This window comes from Lysinibacillus sp. K60, from assembly GCF_019731275.1.
Lineage (GTDB): Bacteria > Bacillota > Bacilli > Bacillales_A > Planococcaceae > Lysinibacillus > Lysinibacillus capsici.
This window is the reverse complement of sequence record NZ_JAASJR010000008.1, coordinates 1-15,328: the sequence shown is the minus strand read 5'-3', so window position 1 is coordinate 15,328 and position 15,328 is coordinate 1. Positions and strand designations below refer to the sequence as shown.

Genomic DNA, 15,328 nt, shown 5'->3' with positions numbered 1-15,328 from the left:
GGAGGGAAACATCCATGGGTTACAGAAAACTTGGTCGTACAAGTTCTCAACGTAAAGCGATGTTACGTGACTTAGCTACTGATTTAATCATCAACGAGCGTATCGAAACTACTGAGGCTCGCGCTAAAGAAGTACGTAAAGCTGTTGAAAAAATGATTACTTTAGGTAAACGCGGAGATTTACATGCACGCCGTCAAGCAGCTGCATTCATCCGTCGTGAACTAGTAACAACGACTGATGCAGAAGGTAACGAATCAACATCATTTGCACTTCAAAAGTTATTTGATGATGTTGCGCCACGTTATGCTGAGCGTCAAGGTGGTTACACTCGTATTCTTAAAGTAGGTCAACGTCGTGGCGACGGTGCACCTGTTGTTGTGATTGAACTAGTTTAATCATAAGAGAAAACTTGTGGTGAAGAGGGTGGGAATCACCACCCTCTTTCTTTATAAATGATTTATACGACAAATAATTAAGCTGAGCGTTATGATGAGCGGACACTTATTAGTGTGGCGTCTCGTTTAGCTCTCCGCACCTCATTCAGGAGAAGTAAGGGCTTGAGCACCCATATTTCTTGTAAATGTAACGACTAGCGCATTTCTATTGAATGAGGTGCGCGCTTTTTTATTAGATTAGATGGCGCCAATTTGTGGTGCTTTTTTTAATATATGGGTGTTATTTTGTTATTTATTAAACTAATATCAATTTGAGTTGTTATTGTAGTATTTTTCTTTTACCGACATACGGATTGTAGTAGAATTCATACATAAAAAAGTGTAAGTTAATTAGTAGAGCTGAGCGTAGGAGAGGAGTTCTAGATATGTCTGAAATTTTATCTTTAAATAATGTAACTTTTTCATATACACCAGAAAATCCAAATAGTCGTAATGCTGTTGAAAATGTTAGCTTTGCGGTGGAAGAAGGTGAGTGGATTGCTATTGTAGGACATAATGGTTCTGGTAAGTCCACCATTGCCAAGCTGATGAATGGTTTATTGTTTCCTCAACAGGGAGATGTACGAATATTGCGCGAACCCTTGAATGAAGAAAATCTTTGGGAATCTCGCTCCTTAATGGGAATGGTTTTTCAAAACCCTGACAATCAATTCGTTGGAGCAACGGTACAGGATGATGTAGCATTTGCTTTGGAAAACAACGGTATCCCTTTTGAAGAAATGGTAAAACGTGTACATGCGGCACTCGAACAGGTAAAAATGAGTGAGTTTTTAGACCATGAGCCACATCATTTATCTGGTGGACAAAAACAGCGTGTAGCCATTGCTGGGGCACTTGCATTAAAGCCGAAGCTTTTAATTTTAGATGAGGCTACATCCATGTTAGATCCTCAGGGTCGTGCAGAGGTTTTACAAACGGTTCAAACATTACGTGCAGAAACAGGATTAACAGTATTATCTATTACTCATGATTTAGAAGAGGCAATGTTAGCTGATCGTGTTCTTTTTATGAATGATGGTAAGAAATTTGCAGAAGGTACACCTGCTGAAATCTTTGCACTTGGGGACAAGCTAGTTGAATTTGGACTAGATTTGCCATTTGCCTTGAAGTTATCAAAGCTATTGCAAAAGGAAGGTGTTCCATTAATGGGGCAACATATGACAGAAGAAGAGTTGGTGAATGATTTATGGACATCAAACTTCAACAAGTAAGCTATGCCTATGCACAAGGAACACCCTTTGAAAAACGGGCATTATTCGATGTGGATTTTAACATTCCATCTCATACTTATCAAGCGATAATTGGCCATACCGGTTCTGGAAAATCTACGATTCTGCAGCATTTTAACGCGCTTCTAAGACCTACTTCAGGAGAAGTACATATAGGAGATCGTCAAATTGTAGCTGGAAAAAAGGCAAAGGACTTAAAAGCTGTAAGACAAAAGGTTGGCATTGTCTTTCAATTTCCAGAGCATCAATTATTTGAAGAAACCGTGTTGAAGGACATTATGTTTGGCCCAATGAACTTTGGTATATCAGAGGGGGAGGCTGAAGCTCGTGCAAGAGAACTTGTCAGCTTAGTTGGTTTGCCAGATAATGTTTTGGATAAATCACCGTTTGATTTATCAGGTGGTCAAATGCGTCGAGTAGCGATTGCAGGTGTTTTGGCGATGGACCCTGAGGTTATTGTCTTAGATGAACCAACAGCAGGTCTTGATCCACGAGGTCAAAAGGAAATTATGGATATGTTTTATCAGCTCCATCAAGAACGTCATCTTACAACCATTCTAGTAACCCATAGTATGGAGGATGCCGCTCGATATGCAGATAATATTGTGATCATGCATGAAGGAAAGAATGTTTTAAGTGGATCACCACGAGTTATTTTTAAAGATGTTGAAACATTAAAGAAATTCCGTTTAGAGCCACCACGTATTGTCCGCTTTCAGCAAAAGATTGAGGACATGATGGGGCATTCCTTGTATAAGGTTTGCTTAACAGAGGAAGAGCTTGCTACTGAAATTGCTCAAGCACTTAGAGAGGAGCGTGCAGAGTCATGATGGAAAAAATGATCTTTGGGCGCTTCTTACCTGGTAATTCACCCGTACACAAACTTGATCCACGATCAAAGCTGATCTTTGTGTTCGCCTTTATTATTATTGTGTTTTTAGCCAATAATACCGTGACATATGCTATGTTACTCGCATTCACGCTACTGATTGTATTAGTATCGCGTATTCGTCTATACTTTTTAATAAATGGACTCAAACCAGTACTCTTTTTAATGGCCTTCACATTCCTGCTCCATATTTTTATGACAAAGGAAGGCGTCCCTGTGTTTGAATCTAAATTCATTACCATTTATGACGAAGGGATTAGGCGGGGAATATTTATCTCAATTCGTTTTCTAGTATTAGTATTTATGACGTCAATCTTAACGTTAACTACATCACCAATTTCCATTACGGACGGTATCGAGGTTCTACTGAATCCCTTAAAAGCAATAAAAGTACCCGTTCATGAATTGGCTTTAATGATGTCCATCTCATTACGTTTTATTCCAACCTTAATGGATGAGACGGATAAAATTATGAAGGCACAAATGGCAAGGGGCTCTGATTTATCATCTGGACCAATTAAGGACCGTATAAAGGCTGTAGTGCCATTGCTTGTGCCTCTCTTTGTCAGTGCATTTAAACGGGCTGAAGATTTAGCAACAGCGATGGAAGTAAGAGGCTATCGCGGTGGTGAAGGACGCACTAGGTACCGTAGGTTAAAATGGGATATGGGGGATACATTTGCGATTGTGTTATTAGTAGCAATAGGCGTATTGCTATTCTTCTATAGAAGTTAAAGGAGTAGGCTATATGCGACGATTAAAAGTAATTATAAGCTATGATGGCACACTTTTTTCGGGCTATCAGGTACAACCAGGGGAACGCACAGTGCAGGCTGAGCTTGAACGTGTTCTAGCCATTATGCATAAGGGAGAACATGTTAAGGTAACTGCAAGTGGTCGTACAGATGCTAAAGTACATGCGACAGGGCAAACATTGCATTTCGACACACCACTTGCGATTCCAGCAGAAAAGTATCGAAAGGCTTTGAATGTGCAACTGCCAAGAGATATTCGTGTATTATTGGTAGAGGAAGTGGCACATGACTTTCATGCGCGTTACGACGTGGTTGGCAAAAGATATCGCTATATTTGGTCTTGTGAGCCTATCCAAAGTCCATTCCGCAGATATTATACAGTGGAGACAAATGGGGTCAAACCTAACGTAGAGGCGATGCAAGAGGCAGCTAAGGCTATTACTGGTACACATGACTTTTCTTGTTTTTGTGCGGCGAATACAAGCGTGAAAGATAAAGTACGCACAGTAACATTGTTGCAATTTGAATGGCATGGTGAAGAGCTACATATGGTGATTGAAGGGAATGGCTTCTTATATAATATGGTACGTATTATTGCAGGTACTCTTTGGGAGGTTGGGATAGGTCGACGTATGGTTGACAATGTGTCCCAGGTAGTTGCTTCAGGTAATCGTGATAAGGCGGGTAAAACCGCACCACCACAAGGGCTATACTTAGAAAAAGTGTTCTATTAGTGGCGTTCTACAATTCTGAACAACTTCACCAGGTGTTTAATGAAATTGCTTGACTTTAAAAGTCATTCATTATATGATAACAGATGGTATTTTCATTACCACCACAAATAAGCCCCGAAACTTATAGTGTAGTCTAATGAAAAATAACGGTAATCGAATCGATTAGGAGGATATATACATGCGTACAACATTCATGGCTAAAGGTCACGAAGTAGACCGTAAATGGTTAGTAGTTGATGCAGAAGGCCAAACTCTTGGACGTTTAGCTTCTGAAGTAGCTGCAATCTTACGTGGTAAACATAAACCAACATTCACACCAAACGTTGACACAGGTGATCACGTAATCATCATCAACGCTGACAAAATCCATTTAACTGGTAACAAATTAGAGGGTAAACTATACCGTCACCACACTCAATTTGCGGGTGGTTTAAAAACACGTACTGCTGGTGAAATGCTAGATAAGTACCCAACAAGAATGATCGAATTAGCAGTTAAAGGAATGCTTCCTAAAAACTCTTTAGGTCGCAAAATGTTCACTAAACTTAATGTTTACACTGGAACAGAGCATCCACATGCTGCACAAAAACCAGAAGCATACGAGCTTCGCGGATAATATAAATTAAGAGGAGGATATTACTTTGGCACAAGTTCAATACATCGGCACTGGTCGCCGTAAAAGCTCTGTAGCTCGCGTACGTTTAGTACCAGGTACAGGTAAAATTGTTATCAACAAACGTGAAATCGAAGAATACGTACCATTCGCTGCATTACGCGAAGTAATTAAACAACCATTAGTAGCTACTGAAACTACAGGAAGCTATGATATCCACGTAAACGTTAACGGTGGTGGATACACTGGTCAAGCTGGTGCTGTTCGTCACGGTATCGCTCGTGCTCTACTTCAAGTAGACCCAGATTTCCGTGCTGCATTAAAATCAGCTGGATTACTTACTCGTGATTCACGCATGAAAGAACGTAAAAAACCAGGTCTACGCGGCGCTCGTCGTGCACCTCAGTTCTCAAAACGTTAATATTTATATCAACGATTTCAAGCTCTTCTCAGGTTTACCTGAGAGGAGCTTTTTTTTACGTTGATAACAAAAACAATACCCCTTGATTAAAAATCAATGTAATTTTGAAAAAGGGAAAAGAGATTTGAAGCAAGAATGGATTAAAATTATTAAGAATTTCACCATTACTTTGTAGATACATGTGAGAAGCCTATGAGACATTCGCGAGGATCACTTAATGTCAAACATCATTCAAATCAGTGATAGTAATCCATACTAGACGATGCATTTACAATATAGTTTGTTCAGAATTTGTTTAACAGCCCTATGATAGGATGCGTAAGAGGACTGATATGAGAAATACAGGTGATAGTCATATTGCATAATGGATTTCATTCTAGTTTGATGTTACATATAATTGTGTTCAAGTAGGGGAGGGGTGAAAGTGAAAAAAAATATTAGCATTACTTTGACCATTATTATGCTATTTATTATCGTATATTTTATTGGCAATGGGGAGTATTTTGTTAGTAGTAGTCAGCCGATTGCGCAGAATGGGATCGTTACGATTGAAGAAAAAGACCTACAAGAAAAGACTATTTTAAAACTAGATGGAGAATGGTCTTTCTATCCAAATATCTTACTATCATCAAGTGATTCATTCAGCGCTTATGAGAGCGAGAAAATACCAATTGAGGTACCAGCTACTTGGAATAGCTTTGTAGAACCAAATGAGGAAGGACTTACTGTAGGAACGTATCATGTTCAGATAAATGTCCCAGTTGAAGGGGAATATGGATTATACATTCGTTCAATTCGTCAATCTAACCGTGTTTTCATAAATGGAGAAGATGTAGGTAGTATGGGGAATCCGAGTGAAACCTTAAAGGACTTTAAGTTCGAAAATGATGATAAATATACGGTGTTTGCACAAAGTGAGAATCTAATGCTTGATATAGTAATACATGTTGGAAATTATAATTATCCAAAAGCCGGTATTACTTTTCCTATTGAGTTTGGAACAAAGGATGCTATTCAAAGAGACCTTAGCATGAAAATTTTAGCAGAATCGTTTGTATGTATTGGTTATATTGTATTCGGTGCGATTTATATTATATCGTATAGTCAAAATCGGAAGCGTAAAGAAGAATTGTTTTTGGGGTTATTCACTATATTATTCGGACTGTACATGTCGTTTACTAATGAAAAAATATTTTTTCTTATTTTTACACATTTAACTATAAATGAGCAAGTACGTTTACAATTAGGGATTTTACCACTTGTTGATGTTTGTTTAGCATTATTTCTCTTTTATTTGTATCCGGAGTTTATGAGGAAAAAAGCGATTTATATTATTAGTATTTTGTTAGGTTTACTTTTTTTTATCTATGGGGTTTACAACCCGATTACAAAAAATAGTATGAATATACCAATAGAAAATCTAGTTCTATCACAAATAATCTTTGCAGTAATTTTTATTCCAGTTGGGCTTTATAATGTGTTTGTGCTATTACGTGTGCTTATGAAAGGTGTAGATGGCTCACGTTATATTCTAATTCTTTTAGTATCTCTTACTTGTTATACTTTTTTAATGGTAATGTATTACATTTTTGATATACCTATGGTTTATAGTGAACAATTATTGTTTATTTTTACACTATATAGTTTTGCAGCTCTGCTTAGCTTCCGAGCGAATACATCTTTTAAGGAAGTTCAAGCGTTATCGGAAGAGCTCTTGATGCATAATCAAATGAAGGATGAGTTTTTATTGAAAACGTCTCATGAATTACGTACGCCTTTAAATGGTATTTTAAATATATCCAAATCATTAATGGAAGGTTTACAAGGACCTTTAAAGCGTGAGCAACAAGAAAATGTCATTTTAATACATAATGTCGCGCAACGTTTAGGTTATTTAGTAGAGGATTTATTGATCTCTTCGAATCATATGACCAGAGAAGTTCGTGTTACCCCTCGTGTTGTGCCGATAAGCGTAATTGATGAAGTAATTGAGGAAATTCGTAGTTTACTGTCGAGTGATACATCCATAAGGTTAATCAGTGCAGTAGATTCTAATTTACCTCATATGTATACAGATGAATTACGATTGAAACAAGTGCTTTATAATTTACTCTATAATGCTTTGCAACATACAAAGCATGGACAAATTACAGTCTTAGCTAGTGTACGTAATGATTATATGGAAATACAAGTAAGCGATACTGGAATTGGTATACCATCACAAGACTTAGATCGAATTTTTAATTCCTTTTATCAAGTAAAGAAAGATAAAAAAAGTGGGGGACTTGGGTTAGGATTGAGTATCTCAAAAAATATAGTAGAACAGTTAAATGGAGAAATTCATGTAACAAGTACATTAGGTGTTGGAACAATTTTTACTTTTACGGTGCCGCTTGCCACACTCGAAAAACTAGATATTGAAGCACAACAACAGATGGGCAATCGAACAGATAATATACTACAGCTAGATTTACCATTATTGCATAAAGGTAATGACAAAACCATACTCATTGTTGATGATGATCATGTAAATATAAAAGTACTAGTGGACGCATTAATTCAAAAAGGCTATACCGTTATTGGGGTAGATAATGGGTTTGATGCGATGGAATATGTAAAGAAACATAAAGTAGATTGCATGTTAGTCGATTTAATGATGAATGGTATGTCAGGCTATGAATTATGCAAACAAGTACGAAAGCAATACGATATGTTGGAATTACCGATTATTGTATTAACAGCCATTATGCAGCATTCAGATTTAGTGTTATCTTTACAAGTCGGGGCAAATGATTATCTGCAAAAACCGATTGCGATGGATGAATTACTAGTGCGTATTCAATCATTACTAGCAGTTCGACAATCTTCCATTGATGCGATTGAGGATGAAATGAATTATTTATATGCGCAAGTAACTCCTCATTTTGTCTACAATACACTTAATACTATTATCGGCTTAAGCTATACAAATATAGAAAATACACGAGAGGCTTTATACAGTATAGCAACCTATTTCCGTGCCAAGCTGAATGTCCATTATCGTAACAGCATGGTTTCAATAGAAGATGAAATAGATCTTGTAAAAGCATATCTCTATATTGAAAAAATGCGCTTTGGTGATCGTCTTACAGTTGCGTATGATATAGATGAGTCCATTCAATCTTTGATTCCAGCATTATCAATTCAGCCTATAGTTGAAAATGCAGTTTTTCACGGGATTTCGAAGAAAAAAGAAGGTGGTACTATTGAGGTGAGTGTGCAACGAGAAGGTCAATTTATACGTATTAAAATTGATGATAATGGGGTCGGTATCTCAGAAGAAAAGTTGCAACGATTAGTAAATGAAGAAAACTCACGTATTGGATTTACGAATCCTTTGAAAAAATTTAAGCTTATGAGAAATGCCAGTTTTCGTATATATAGTGAAGAAGGTAAAGGAACTACTGTTATTATTCTATTACCAGAAGAGAATTCGTAACCTTTACAAATGGCGTACCGTTTAAAGATGATTTGGTCTTTACGGAGTCAGAGGCAGACAAAACATCTACCCCAAGACTCTTTCTACTTTCGAGGAAAGGGTCTTTTTGTCATTCCATCATAAAAAGCAATCTTTGAAGTAACCTCAAAGATTGCTTAACGTTATTTCTTATGAAACTGCAGGTGAAATGGATGCAGCTGGTCAGCTAATACCGAAGTGAGGCCACCTAGAATCGTATCTTGAAGGTTACATCTCTCTAGATGATTTCTTGAATCATGAATAAACCTCCTATAGTGTTAACTGTTATTTCGTTCGCGTGCAGCTTCTTTTAAAATTTGCTCAATCTCATAAAAGCCTAGCTTTTTTGCATGCTGCAATGGTGTGACACCATCTCGATCTCCAATAGTTATATCAGCACCATGATCCACCAATAATTGCACAATTTCTTGATGTTTCTCCCCGCCATTGCCTAATATGACTGCCTCCAATAGAGCTGTCCAATGCAAATTATTAATGTGATTGACATGAATGTCTGAGTGATTAAGTAGCTCTCGGACCACCTCAACATGTCCCCGTTCGGATGCAGGGATGATGGCAATTCCACCAAAGCGATTAGTTAGCTTTGTATCTGCCCCTGAAGATATGGCAAGTTTAACGATTTCTAAATAGCCTGATGCCCCTGCATGTAAAAGTACGTTCTCAAGGTTATTATCTCTAATATTAATATCAGCACCATGTTGAATGAGCACCCTCACAGTATCCACCTGGTTATTATAAGTGGCAGCTAAGACAGGGGTTCTTCCATACTGATCCGTTGTATTAATATTGATGCCATTTTGCAGAAGTGCTAATACTTTATCAGTATCGCCGTTCGCTGCTGAAAGTATTAATTGATCAATCATTTTTCCACCTTCTTTTCTTTGGTTAAAACAGCCAAAAGACTAGTGGTATATCACTGTAGCCTACTTTTCCGTTTATAAAAATATGGTAACATGTAGCGAATTATACGAGTAATATTAAAAAGATATGCTAGGTTTAGCTTTTTCCTATAATAAATAATGTTGAGGTACGCGTTTGTGAGAAATGTCGATCACCCATAAATTAAGTATATGTAGAAAAAAATAAATAGCTTTTTTTACATAAACCTCACTATTAGTGTGCAGATTTAATATATATTAAAAATATTTTTGTATAGGTTTATGATTTTTTAAGAAATTATTTAGGGGGAGTTTAACATTCCACTTTAATATAGTTTTTAGAAGGTACAACAAACCTTTCATTTTTAAAAAATGGTCATGATGGGTTTGATGTAACTCAAAATATAAACGAACCGATGGAGGTAAGTAGGTATGAAAAAATTATTAATAGTATCTGTTGCAGCTATTGCATTATTGGCAGCATGTCAAGATAAGGAGCCTGCTAAAGGCAATACGACGAATAGTGAGGAAGTTAAAACAGAAAGTGCCGCAACAGAAAATACTGTCAAAGAGCAATTAACAAAGGGACAACAAATGGCTAATATTCTAAGTGGTACAAATTGGCAAGGAACAAAAGTTTATGATCGAGATAACAATGATTTAACTGCGGAGAACGCAAACTTCATTGGCTTAGCAAAATATGATGCTCAGACAGGTCATTATGAGTTCTTTGACGCTGCTACCGGTAAAAGTCGTGAGGATAAAGGGACATTCTTTATCACAAATGATGGGAAACAAAGAATATTAATTTCAGAATCAAAAAACTACCAAGCTGTTGTCGAGATCACTGAGCTAAACGATAGTATCTTTACTTATAAAAGAATGGGTAAAGATGCTGCGGGCAATGATGTAGAAGTATTCGTGGAACATATTCCATATAAAGAAAAAGAACTGTCATTTACTGATTCCCATAAAACGTTAGATGCTTCAACAGGTGAAATAGTTACAGACGTTGACGGAGACAAAATTCTAGCTGATACACTATGGCATGGAACAGTTGTGTTAGATGAAGCGGGTAATGATGTAACAGAATTTAATTCAAACTTCATCAGCATTGCAAAGTATGATGCAAATACAAATAAATATGAGTTCTTTAATCCTGAAACAGGTGAAAGTCGTGGAGACTATGGTTACTTTGATGTCATTCATGATAATAAAATAAGAGCGCATGTTTCTGTCGGTGATAATAAGTATGGTGTAGCTCTTGAAATTACAGAAATCAACGATAAGAAATTCACATATAAACGAACAGGTAAAGACAAAGATGGCAATGATCTAACTGTATTTGTAGAGCATGAGCCATATACAGGTGAATTTAATCCTAATTTTACAATCCAATAAAATCCCTTAATTATAGAAGAAATTAAAACTCTCAAGTTTGTGACTTGGGAGTTTTTTTTACTTTCTGGCATAGTTCATCCACTAATTTCGTACACTAAATGTAAAAGGGTGGTGGATATGGGTGAAGCGCTGGCTTGCACTAGGAGTAATTATGCTTATGAGTATAGTGGTCGTGGCATATGAAACAAATGCTTCGGACCGTAACTTCTTCTTACCGGACCCACTTGGTGGCATAAAGATTGTCATTGATGCAGGGCATGGTGGTGAGGATGGAGGAGCTTCAAAGGGCGAAGTGATTGAAAAGGATATTACACTTGCAATTGCTCAGCATGTAGAGAAGCAATTAAAGAAAAAAGGCGCAACGGTTATAATGACACGAACAAAAAATGGGGATGTAATCGATGAGCATGCGCCATCAGAAAAATATGGAACAATGAGAGAACGGAAAAAACAAGATATCTTCCTAAGAAAGGATATCGTGGAAAAAGAAAAGCCTGATGTATTTATAACTATTCATGCAAATGCCATACCTGAAACAAAATGGCGTGGCGCACAGGTATTTTACCATAAGGAAGGACATGCTGATGGAGAGATTCTTGCCAAGAGTATTCAACAATCCATTCGCACCAATTTAAAAAATACAGATCGTGAAGCATTGTCTATTAAGCAAATCTATTTATTGAAGAAAGCGGAAGTACCTGCAGCTTTAGTGGAGACTGGTTTTATTAGTAATGATGAGGAACGAGCATTATTAGTGGACAAAAACTATCAAGAAAAAATGGCAGATGCCATAGTTGAAGGTATAGAAGACTATTTATTAGCCAAAATTGAGTAGAGCAACATCTACAACGTAAATCAAATCATTATGATATACTAATATTGAGACAATATAAGGGGAGTGTTCGTCGTGATTACTGAACAACAAGTACGAGAAATACTGGGACAACTACAAGATCCATTTTTACATAAATCGCTTGCAGAAACAGATGGTATTACGAACGTAGCAATAAAAGAAGAAAAAAATCATGTCAGTGTAAAAATTGCCATTGCCAAACTGAATACACCAGAACAATTACAACTACAAATGAAAGTTGTTGAGGTGTTGAAAGAAGCGGGTGTAAACACTGTTGGTATTCGTTTTGAAGAACTATCTACAGAGAAATTACAAAGCTTCCGTGGCACAGCAACAGAGTCGGAAGCACAAGATATTTTATCTCCATTAAGCACAGTACAAGTAATTTCAATTGCTTCTGGTAAAGGTGGAGTTGGTAAATCGACAGTATCAGTTAACTTAGCTGTAGCTTTAGCTCGTCTAGGAAAGAAAGTCGGCTTAATTGACGCAGATATTTATGGATTTAGTGTACCTGATATGATGGGTGTGACGGATATGCCTAAGGTAGTCGATAATCGTATTTTCCCAGTAGATCGCTTTGGGGTAAAAATGATTTCAATGGGCTTCTTTGTAGAAAATAATGCACCGATCGTATGGCGTGGACCAATGCTAGGTAAAGTATTAGATCAATTCTTCCGTGATGTTGAGTGGGGTGAATTAGATTATCTATTATTAGATTTACCTCCTGGCACAGGTGACGTTGCATTAGATATCCATCAAATGTTACCATCATCAAAAGAAATTGTGGTAACAACACCACACCCAACAGCAGCATTTGTTGCAGCTCGTGCAGGGGCAATGGCGCTTCAAACAGACCATGAAATTTTAGGAGTTATCGAAAACATGGCTTGGTTTGAATCTAAATCAGGTGACCGAGAATTTGTCTTTGGGCAAGGTGGAGGACCAAAGCTAGCTGACGAACTACGTACAGAGTTGCTTGGACAAATCCCGCTTGGGCAACCAGATTGGACAGATGAAGATTTTGCTCCTTCTGTATACGCTGAAAAACATACAACAGGACAAATTTATTTAGACATTGCGACGAAAATCATCGATAAATTAAATAAATAATAAAAAAACGGATTTCCACCAATTTTAGGGGGAAATCCGTTTTTACATTACCAAGGCTACTCGGTACTTTTTTGTCCCTTATCCGATCCGCCACCACTATCGCCACTCGCTTCTTTCTTATCGCCACTTCCTGATGAACCGGTTTCGCCACTTTTCTTAATAAGTTCCTGCCATTTCGATTGCATTAAAGGGCTTTCGATCGTTTCCTTTACAACTTCCTCCATTTGCTTGCGCATATTGGATGATTTAAGGATAGTCTCCAACTGCTTTTGCATATCGGGTTGCCCGAAAAATGCCTCCATATCCTTTTGGAAAGTCGGATCTTTTATTAAGTTCTTCATAATATCCTGTTGCTGTTTTTGCATACTTTTCGCAACAGTTTCTTTAAACTTTGGATCTTCAAAGGTTTTTTTCCAAAAGTCTTCTGCTTCCTTGGAAAGTAAAGTTTCCTCGGTAGCCTTTTTCACTTCATCATGCTCTAAAATCAAGAGCTCACGGAAACTCGGCTCCTCTAAAAGCTGTCGCAATGCCTTTTTACCATCCTCTGTTTGTAAAGAGTCAATCATGATTTTTTTTATTTCATCATAGGACATGGTAGAGGTTTTATCTTGTGAACAGGCAGAAAGAAAAAGCATTAGAATCAATAATAAGGTGAATTTTCGCATCGACAATCAGTCCTTTCTCTAGATAGACTCTTTCAATTATTGTTCACATTTCTCAGGACTTTATGTATTCGTTAGGATGAGAAATAGCTTTTTTAACAAGGCATTGATAAAATAAGGACAGATATATTGAGAAATTGGGGGACTTTTAGTTGTGACGATACGAAATTGGGCAAAGTTTTTCTTCTTTGCAATGCTCGTTGGTGGTGCAGTCAACGGAGTTTTTAGTTTATTTATTCGCTGGGAATTCTTCCAACCATACATAGCAAACGGTCAATGGGGTGAGTTTTTCGCTGGACTTTTATGGATGGTTTTCTTAGGGTTTACAATGAGTGTTATAGCGCAAGCTGGCTTTTTTGCTTATTTAACACTTCATCAGGTAGGTGTTAATATTTTTAGAACACTGACATTATGGAATTGGGTACAGCTATTATTAATTGCCATAACGATTTTCGATATAATTTTCTTCCGCTTTATTCCTGGTGTGAAGGATGGGCAAAGCTGGTTGTTCTATGTAGGACTATTAATTGTCCTCATTTTCGGGGCCATAGCAACAGCTGTTCAAAAAGTAAAATTAACAGGTAAAAAACATGTAATGATTTCGGCACTATTCTTTATGATTGTCATTACAACGTTGGAATGGACAATTGCATTGATGGGTCGCGATGAAAATATTAATGAGTATGTTGCGCTTTTATTATTCCCATTATTGGCGGTTAATGCGTATCAATTATTAGTATTACCTAAATATAATGCAAAATCCGATGAAGATCGTCAAAAATTAGAAGCACGACGCAAAGCTCGTCGTGAACAGGCTAAAAACGCATAAGGAAAAAATTGCCTCGCTGTAGTGGAGGCAATTTTTTTATGGCGCTTTTTTAGTTTGAACCTTATAACCAAATATATTTTCTTCAATCGACATAAACTTATGTTGTTGTATGAGAGTGTTAAGCTCTTTAAAGGATATTTGATTATTTTGATGGAGCGGGAAAAAGACAAAGTCACCTTTTTGTAATTTCGGAGTTTTCTCACCTTGCCAAATAAGAGAAGGAGATAGTAAATTCATTTGTTGTTGGAATAAGGTTTTCTGTAAATCCTGTGAATATTGATGATTTCGGGTAGCAAACCATAAAGGTTTTTCTTTTAAATATTTTTCGTAAGTATCAATATCCTTTTGGATGAGCGCAATGTCAACGGGTTCTTCTACTGAATCATCTGGCCCAAGTAATCCTGTAGGCAATTTTCGTTGTTGGATAATTTTTAAATGATCGGGTGACCGTTTCATCCAATCAGCATCTAAAAGTAGAAGTGGATAAGGCTCCTTCACCGTTTGGAGCCATTCTAATAGAGAGTCATCAGAGAAAGAAATCTCTACAATAAGAGATGTGCCATAATGTCCTTTCGTGACCACTACTGGTGCATTCGCAATATTAAATACAGAAATCATCGTTGAATTTATAGGCTTTAAAAAGGCAAAGAGCATTCCAATAAAAAGCAGTGAAATCAACGTTTTACGGACCATAATGATAACCTCGTTTCTAAAATTTAAAATAAAAAATGAATCTCTTTAAAAAAACTTATGATTTAGTGTTGACTTTCATGAATAATCGATGTTATTATGTATAAGTCGCCAAGAGGTGACAACTAAATAAAGAAACATGAACCTTGAAAACTGAACAAGCAAAACGTAATCAATAAAGTTTTAAGTAGCTAACTTCGGTTAGTGAACGAAAGACAATTTTGGACATCAAACATGATGCCAGCAAAACAATTTGAGCTAATCAAATTTCTTTTATGGAGAGTTTGATCCT

14 protein-coding genes and 1 pseudogene are annotated in these 15,328 nt (G+C 36.9%); 12 read left to right on the top strand and 3 right to left on the bottom strand.

Annotated elements, in window-relative coordinates:
* The first annotated feature begins 14 nt into the window (after positions 1 to 14).
* The 8 genes from rplQ (at position 15) to HCH28_RS17000 (ending at position 8,574) form a co-directional block, all read left to right on the top strand.
* Positions 15 to 395 carry a 50S ribosomal protein L17 gene (gene rplQ, locus HCH28_RS17035; RefSeq protein ID WP_004233734.1) on the top strand — a complete coding sequence of 127 codons (381 nt, stop codon included), beginning with the start codon at positions 15 to 17 and terminating at the stop codon, positions 393 to 395.
* A gap of 425 nt (positions 396 to 820) precedes the next feature.
* Complete coding sequence (locus HCH28_RS17030; protein WP_221682378.1) at positions 821 to 1,666, top strand: energy-coupling factor ABC transporter ATP-binding protein; 846 nt, start codon at positions 821 to 823, stop codon at positions 1,664 to 1,666.
* Entirely contained in the window at positions 1,642 to 2,514 is an 873-nt protein-coding gene (locus tag HCH28_RS17025; RefSeq protein ID WP_221682377.1) for an energy-coupling factor ABC transporter ATP-binding protein, read from the top strand. Before HCH28_RS17030 ends, HCH28_RS17025 begins: the two co-directional genes overlap by 25 nt.
* A complete protein-coding gene (locus HCH28_RS17020; RefSeq protein WP_221682376.1) occupies positions 2,511 to 3,308 on the top strand; it encodes an energy-coupling factor transporter transmembrane component T family protein in 798 nt (265 codons plus the stop codon). The genes HCH28_RS17025 and HCH28_RS17020 overlap by 4 nt, the downstream gene beginning before the upstream one ends.
* A 13-nt stretch (positions 3,309 to 3,321) precedes the next feature.
* A complete protein-coding gene (gene truA / locus HCH28_RS17015) occupies positions 3,322 to 4,062 on the top strand; it encodes a tRNA pseudouridine(38-40) synthase TruA (RefSeq protein ID WP_221682375.1) in 741 nt (246 codons plus the stop codon).
* Between the two features lie 178 nt (positions 4,063 to 4,240).
* Entirely contained in the window at positions 4,241 to 4,678 is a 438-nt protein-coding gene (rplM, locus tag HCH28_RS17010; protein WP_004233742.1) for a 50S ribosomal protein L13, read from the top strand.
* 25 nt (positions 4,679 to 4,703) lie between these two features.
* The gene (gene rpsI, locus HCH28_RS17005; protein WP_004233744.1) at positions 4,704 to 5,096 is read left to right on the top strand and encodes a 30S ribosomal protein S9; all 393 of its coding nucleotides are present in this window, start codon (positions 4,704 to 4,706) and stop codon (positions 5,094 to 5,096) included.
* Between the two features lie 424 nt (positions 5,097 to 5,520).
* Positions 5,521 to 8,574, top strand: coding sequence for a hybrid sensor histidine kinase/response regulator (locus tag HCH28_RS17000; RefSeq protein ID WP_312129024.1), 3,054 nt, complete (start codon positions 5,521 to 5,523; stop codon positions 8,572 to 8,574).
* 296 nt (positions 8,575 to 8,870) lie between these two features.
* Here the strand turns inward: HCH28_RS17000 and HCH28_RS16995 are convergent, their stop codons facing one another.
* The gene (locus HCH28_RS16995; RefSeq protein ID WP_221682374.1) at positions 8,871 to 9,476 is read right to left on the bottom strand and encodes an ankyrin repeat domain-containing protein; all 606 of its coding nucleotides are present in this window, start codon (positions 9,474 to 9,476) and stop codon (positions 8,871 to 8,873) included.
* Positions 9,477 to 10,064: 588 nt separating this feature from the next.
* Between HCH28_RS16995 and HCH28_RS16990 the strand changes: the two are divergent.
* The 3 genes and pseudogenes from HCH28_RS16990 to HCH28_RS16980 all read left to right on the top strand — a co-directional run.
* A pseudogene (locus tag HCH28_RS16990) lies at positions 10,065 to 10,892 on the top strand (DUF4822 domain-containing protein); the annotation flags it as partial.
* A gap of 121 nt (positions 10,893 to 11,013) precedes the next feature.
* Positions 11,014 to 11,727, top strand: a complete 714-nt coding sequence (locus tag HCH28_RS16985; protein WP_004233756.1) for an N-acetylmuramoyl-L-alanine amidase — start codon at positions 11,014 to 11,016, stop codon at positions 11,725 to 11,727.
* Between the two features lie 72 nt (positions 11,728 to 11,799).
* Positions 11,800 to 12,855, top strand: a complete 1,056-nt coding sequence (locus HCH28_RS16980) for a P-loop NTPase (protein ID WP_004233758.1) — start codon at positions 11,800 to 11,802, stop codon at positions 12,853 to 12,855.
* A gap of 56 nt (positions 12,856 to 12,911) precedes the next feature.
* On the opposite strand, the gene gerD is transcribed toward HCH28_RS16980, so the two are convergent.
* Positions 12,912 to 13,520, bottom strand: coding sequence for a spore germination lipoprotein GerD (gene gerD, locus HCH28_RS16975; RefSeq protein ID WP_004233763.1), 609 nt, complete (start codon positions 13,518 to 13,520; stop codon positions 12,912 to 12,914).
* Between the two features lie 151 nt (positions 13,521 to 13,671).
* Between gerD and HCH28_RS16970 the strand changes: the two genes are divergently transcribed.
* Entirely contained in the window at positions 13,672 to 14,346 is a 675-nt protein-coding gene (locus HCH28_RS16970; protein WP_009374014.1) for a KinB-signaling pathway activation protein, read from the top strand.
* Positions 14,347 to 14,382: 36 nt separating this feature from the next.
* Here the strand turns inward: HCH28_RS16970 and HCH28_RS16965 are convergent, their stop codons facing one another.
* Positions 14,383 to 15,039, bottom strand: coding sequence for a hypothetical protein (locus HCH28_RS16965; protein WP_255601665.1), 657 nt, complete (start codon positions 15,037 to 15,039; stop codon positions 14,383 to 14,385).
* Positions 15,040 to 15,328 lie beyond the last annotated feature (289 nt).

Bases quoted from the DNA above. Each gene is read 5' to 3' on its own strand.
- HCH28_RS17020 (WP_221682376.1), top strand. From the start codon at position 2,511: ATGATGGAAAAAATGATCTTTGGGCGCTTCTTACCTGGTAATTCACCC.
- rplM (WP_004233742.1), top strand. From the start codon at position 4,241: ATGCGTACAACATTCATGGCTAAAGGTCACGAAGTAGACCGTAAATGG.
- HCH28_RS17030 (WP_221682378.1), top strand. From the start codon at position 821: ATGTCTGAAATTTTATCTTTAAATAATGTAACTTTTTCATATACACCA.
- HCH28_RS16965 (WP_255601665.1), bottom strand. From the start codon at position 15,039: ATGGTCCGTAAAACGTTGATTTCACTGCTTTTTATTGGAATGCTCTTT.
- HCH28_RS17025 (WP_221682377.1), top strand. From the start codon at position 1,642: ATGGACATCAAACTTCAACAAGTAAGCTATGCCTATGCACAAGGAACA.
- gerD (WP_004233763.1), bottom strand. From the start codon at position 13,520: ATGCGAAAATTCACCTTATTATTGATTCTAATGCTTTTTCTTTCTGCC.
- rplQ (WP_004233734.1), top strand. From the start codon at position 15: ATGGGTTACAGAAAACTTGGTCGTACAAGTTCTCAACGTAAAGCGATG.
- HCH28_RS16995 (WP_221682374.1), bottom strand. From the start codon at position 9,476: ATGATTGATCAATTAATACTTTCAGCAGCGAACGGCGATACTGATAAA.
- truA (WP_221682375.1), top strand. From the start codon at position 3,322: ATGCGACGATTAAAAGTAATTATAAGCTATGATGGCACACTTTTTTCG.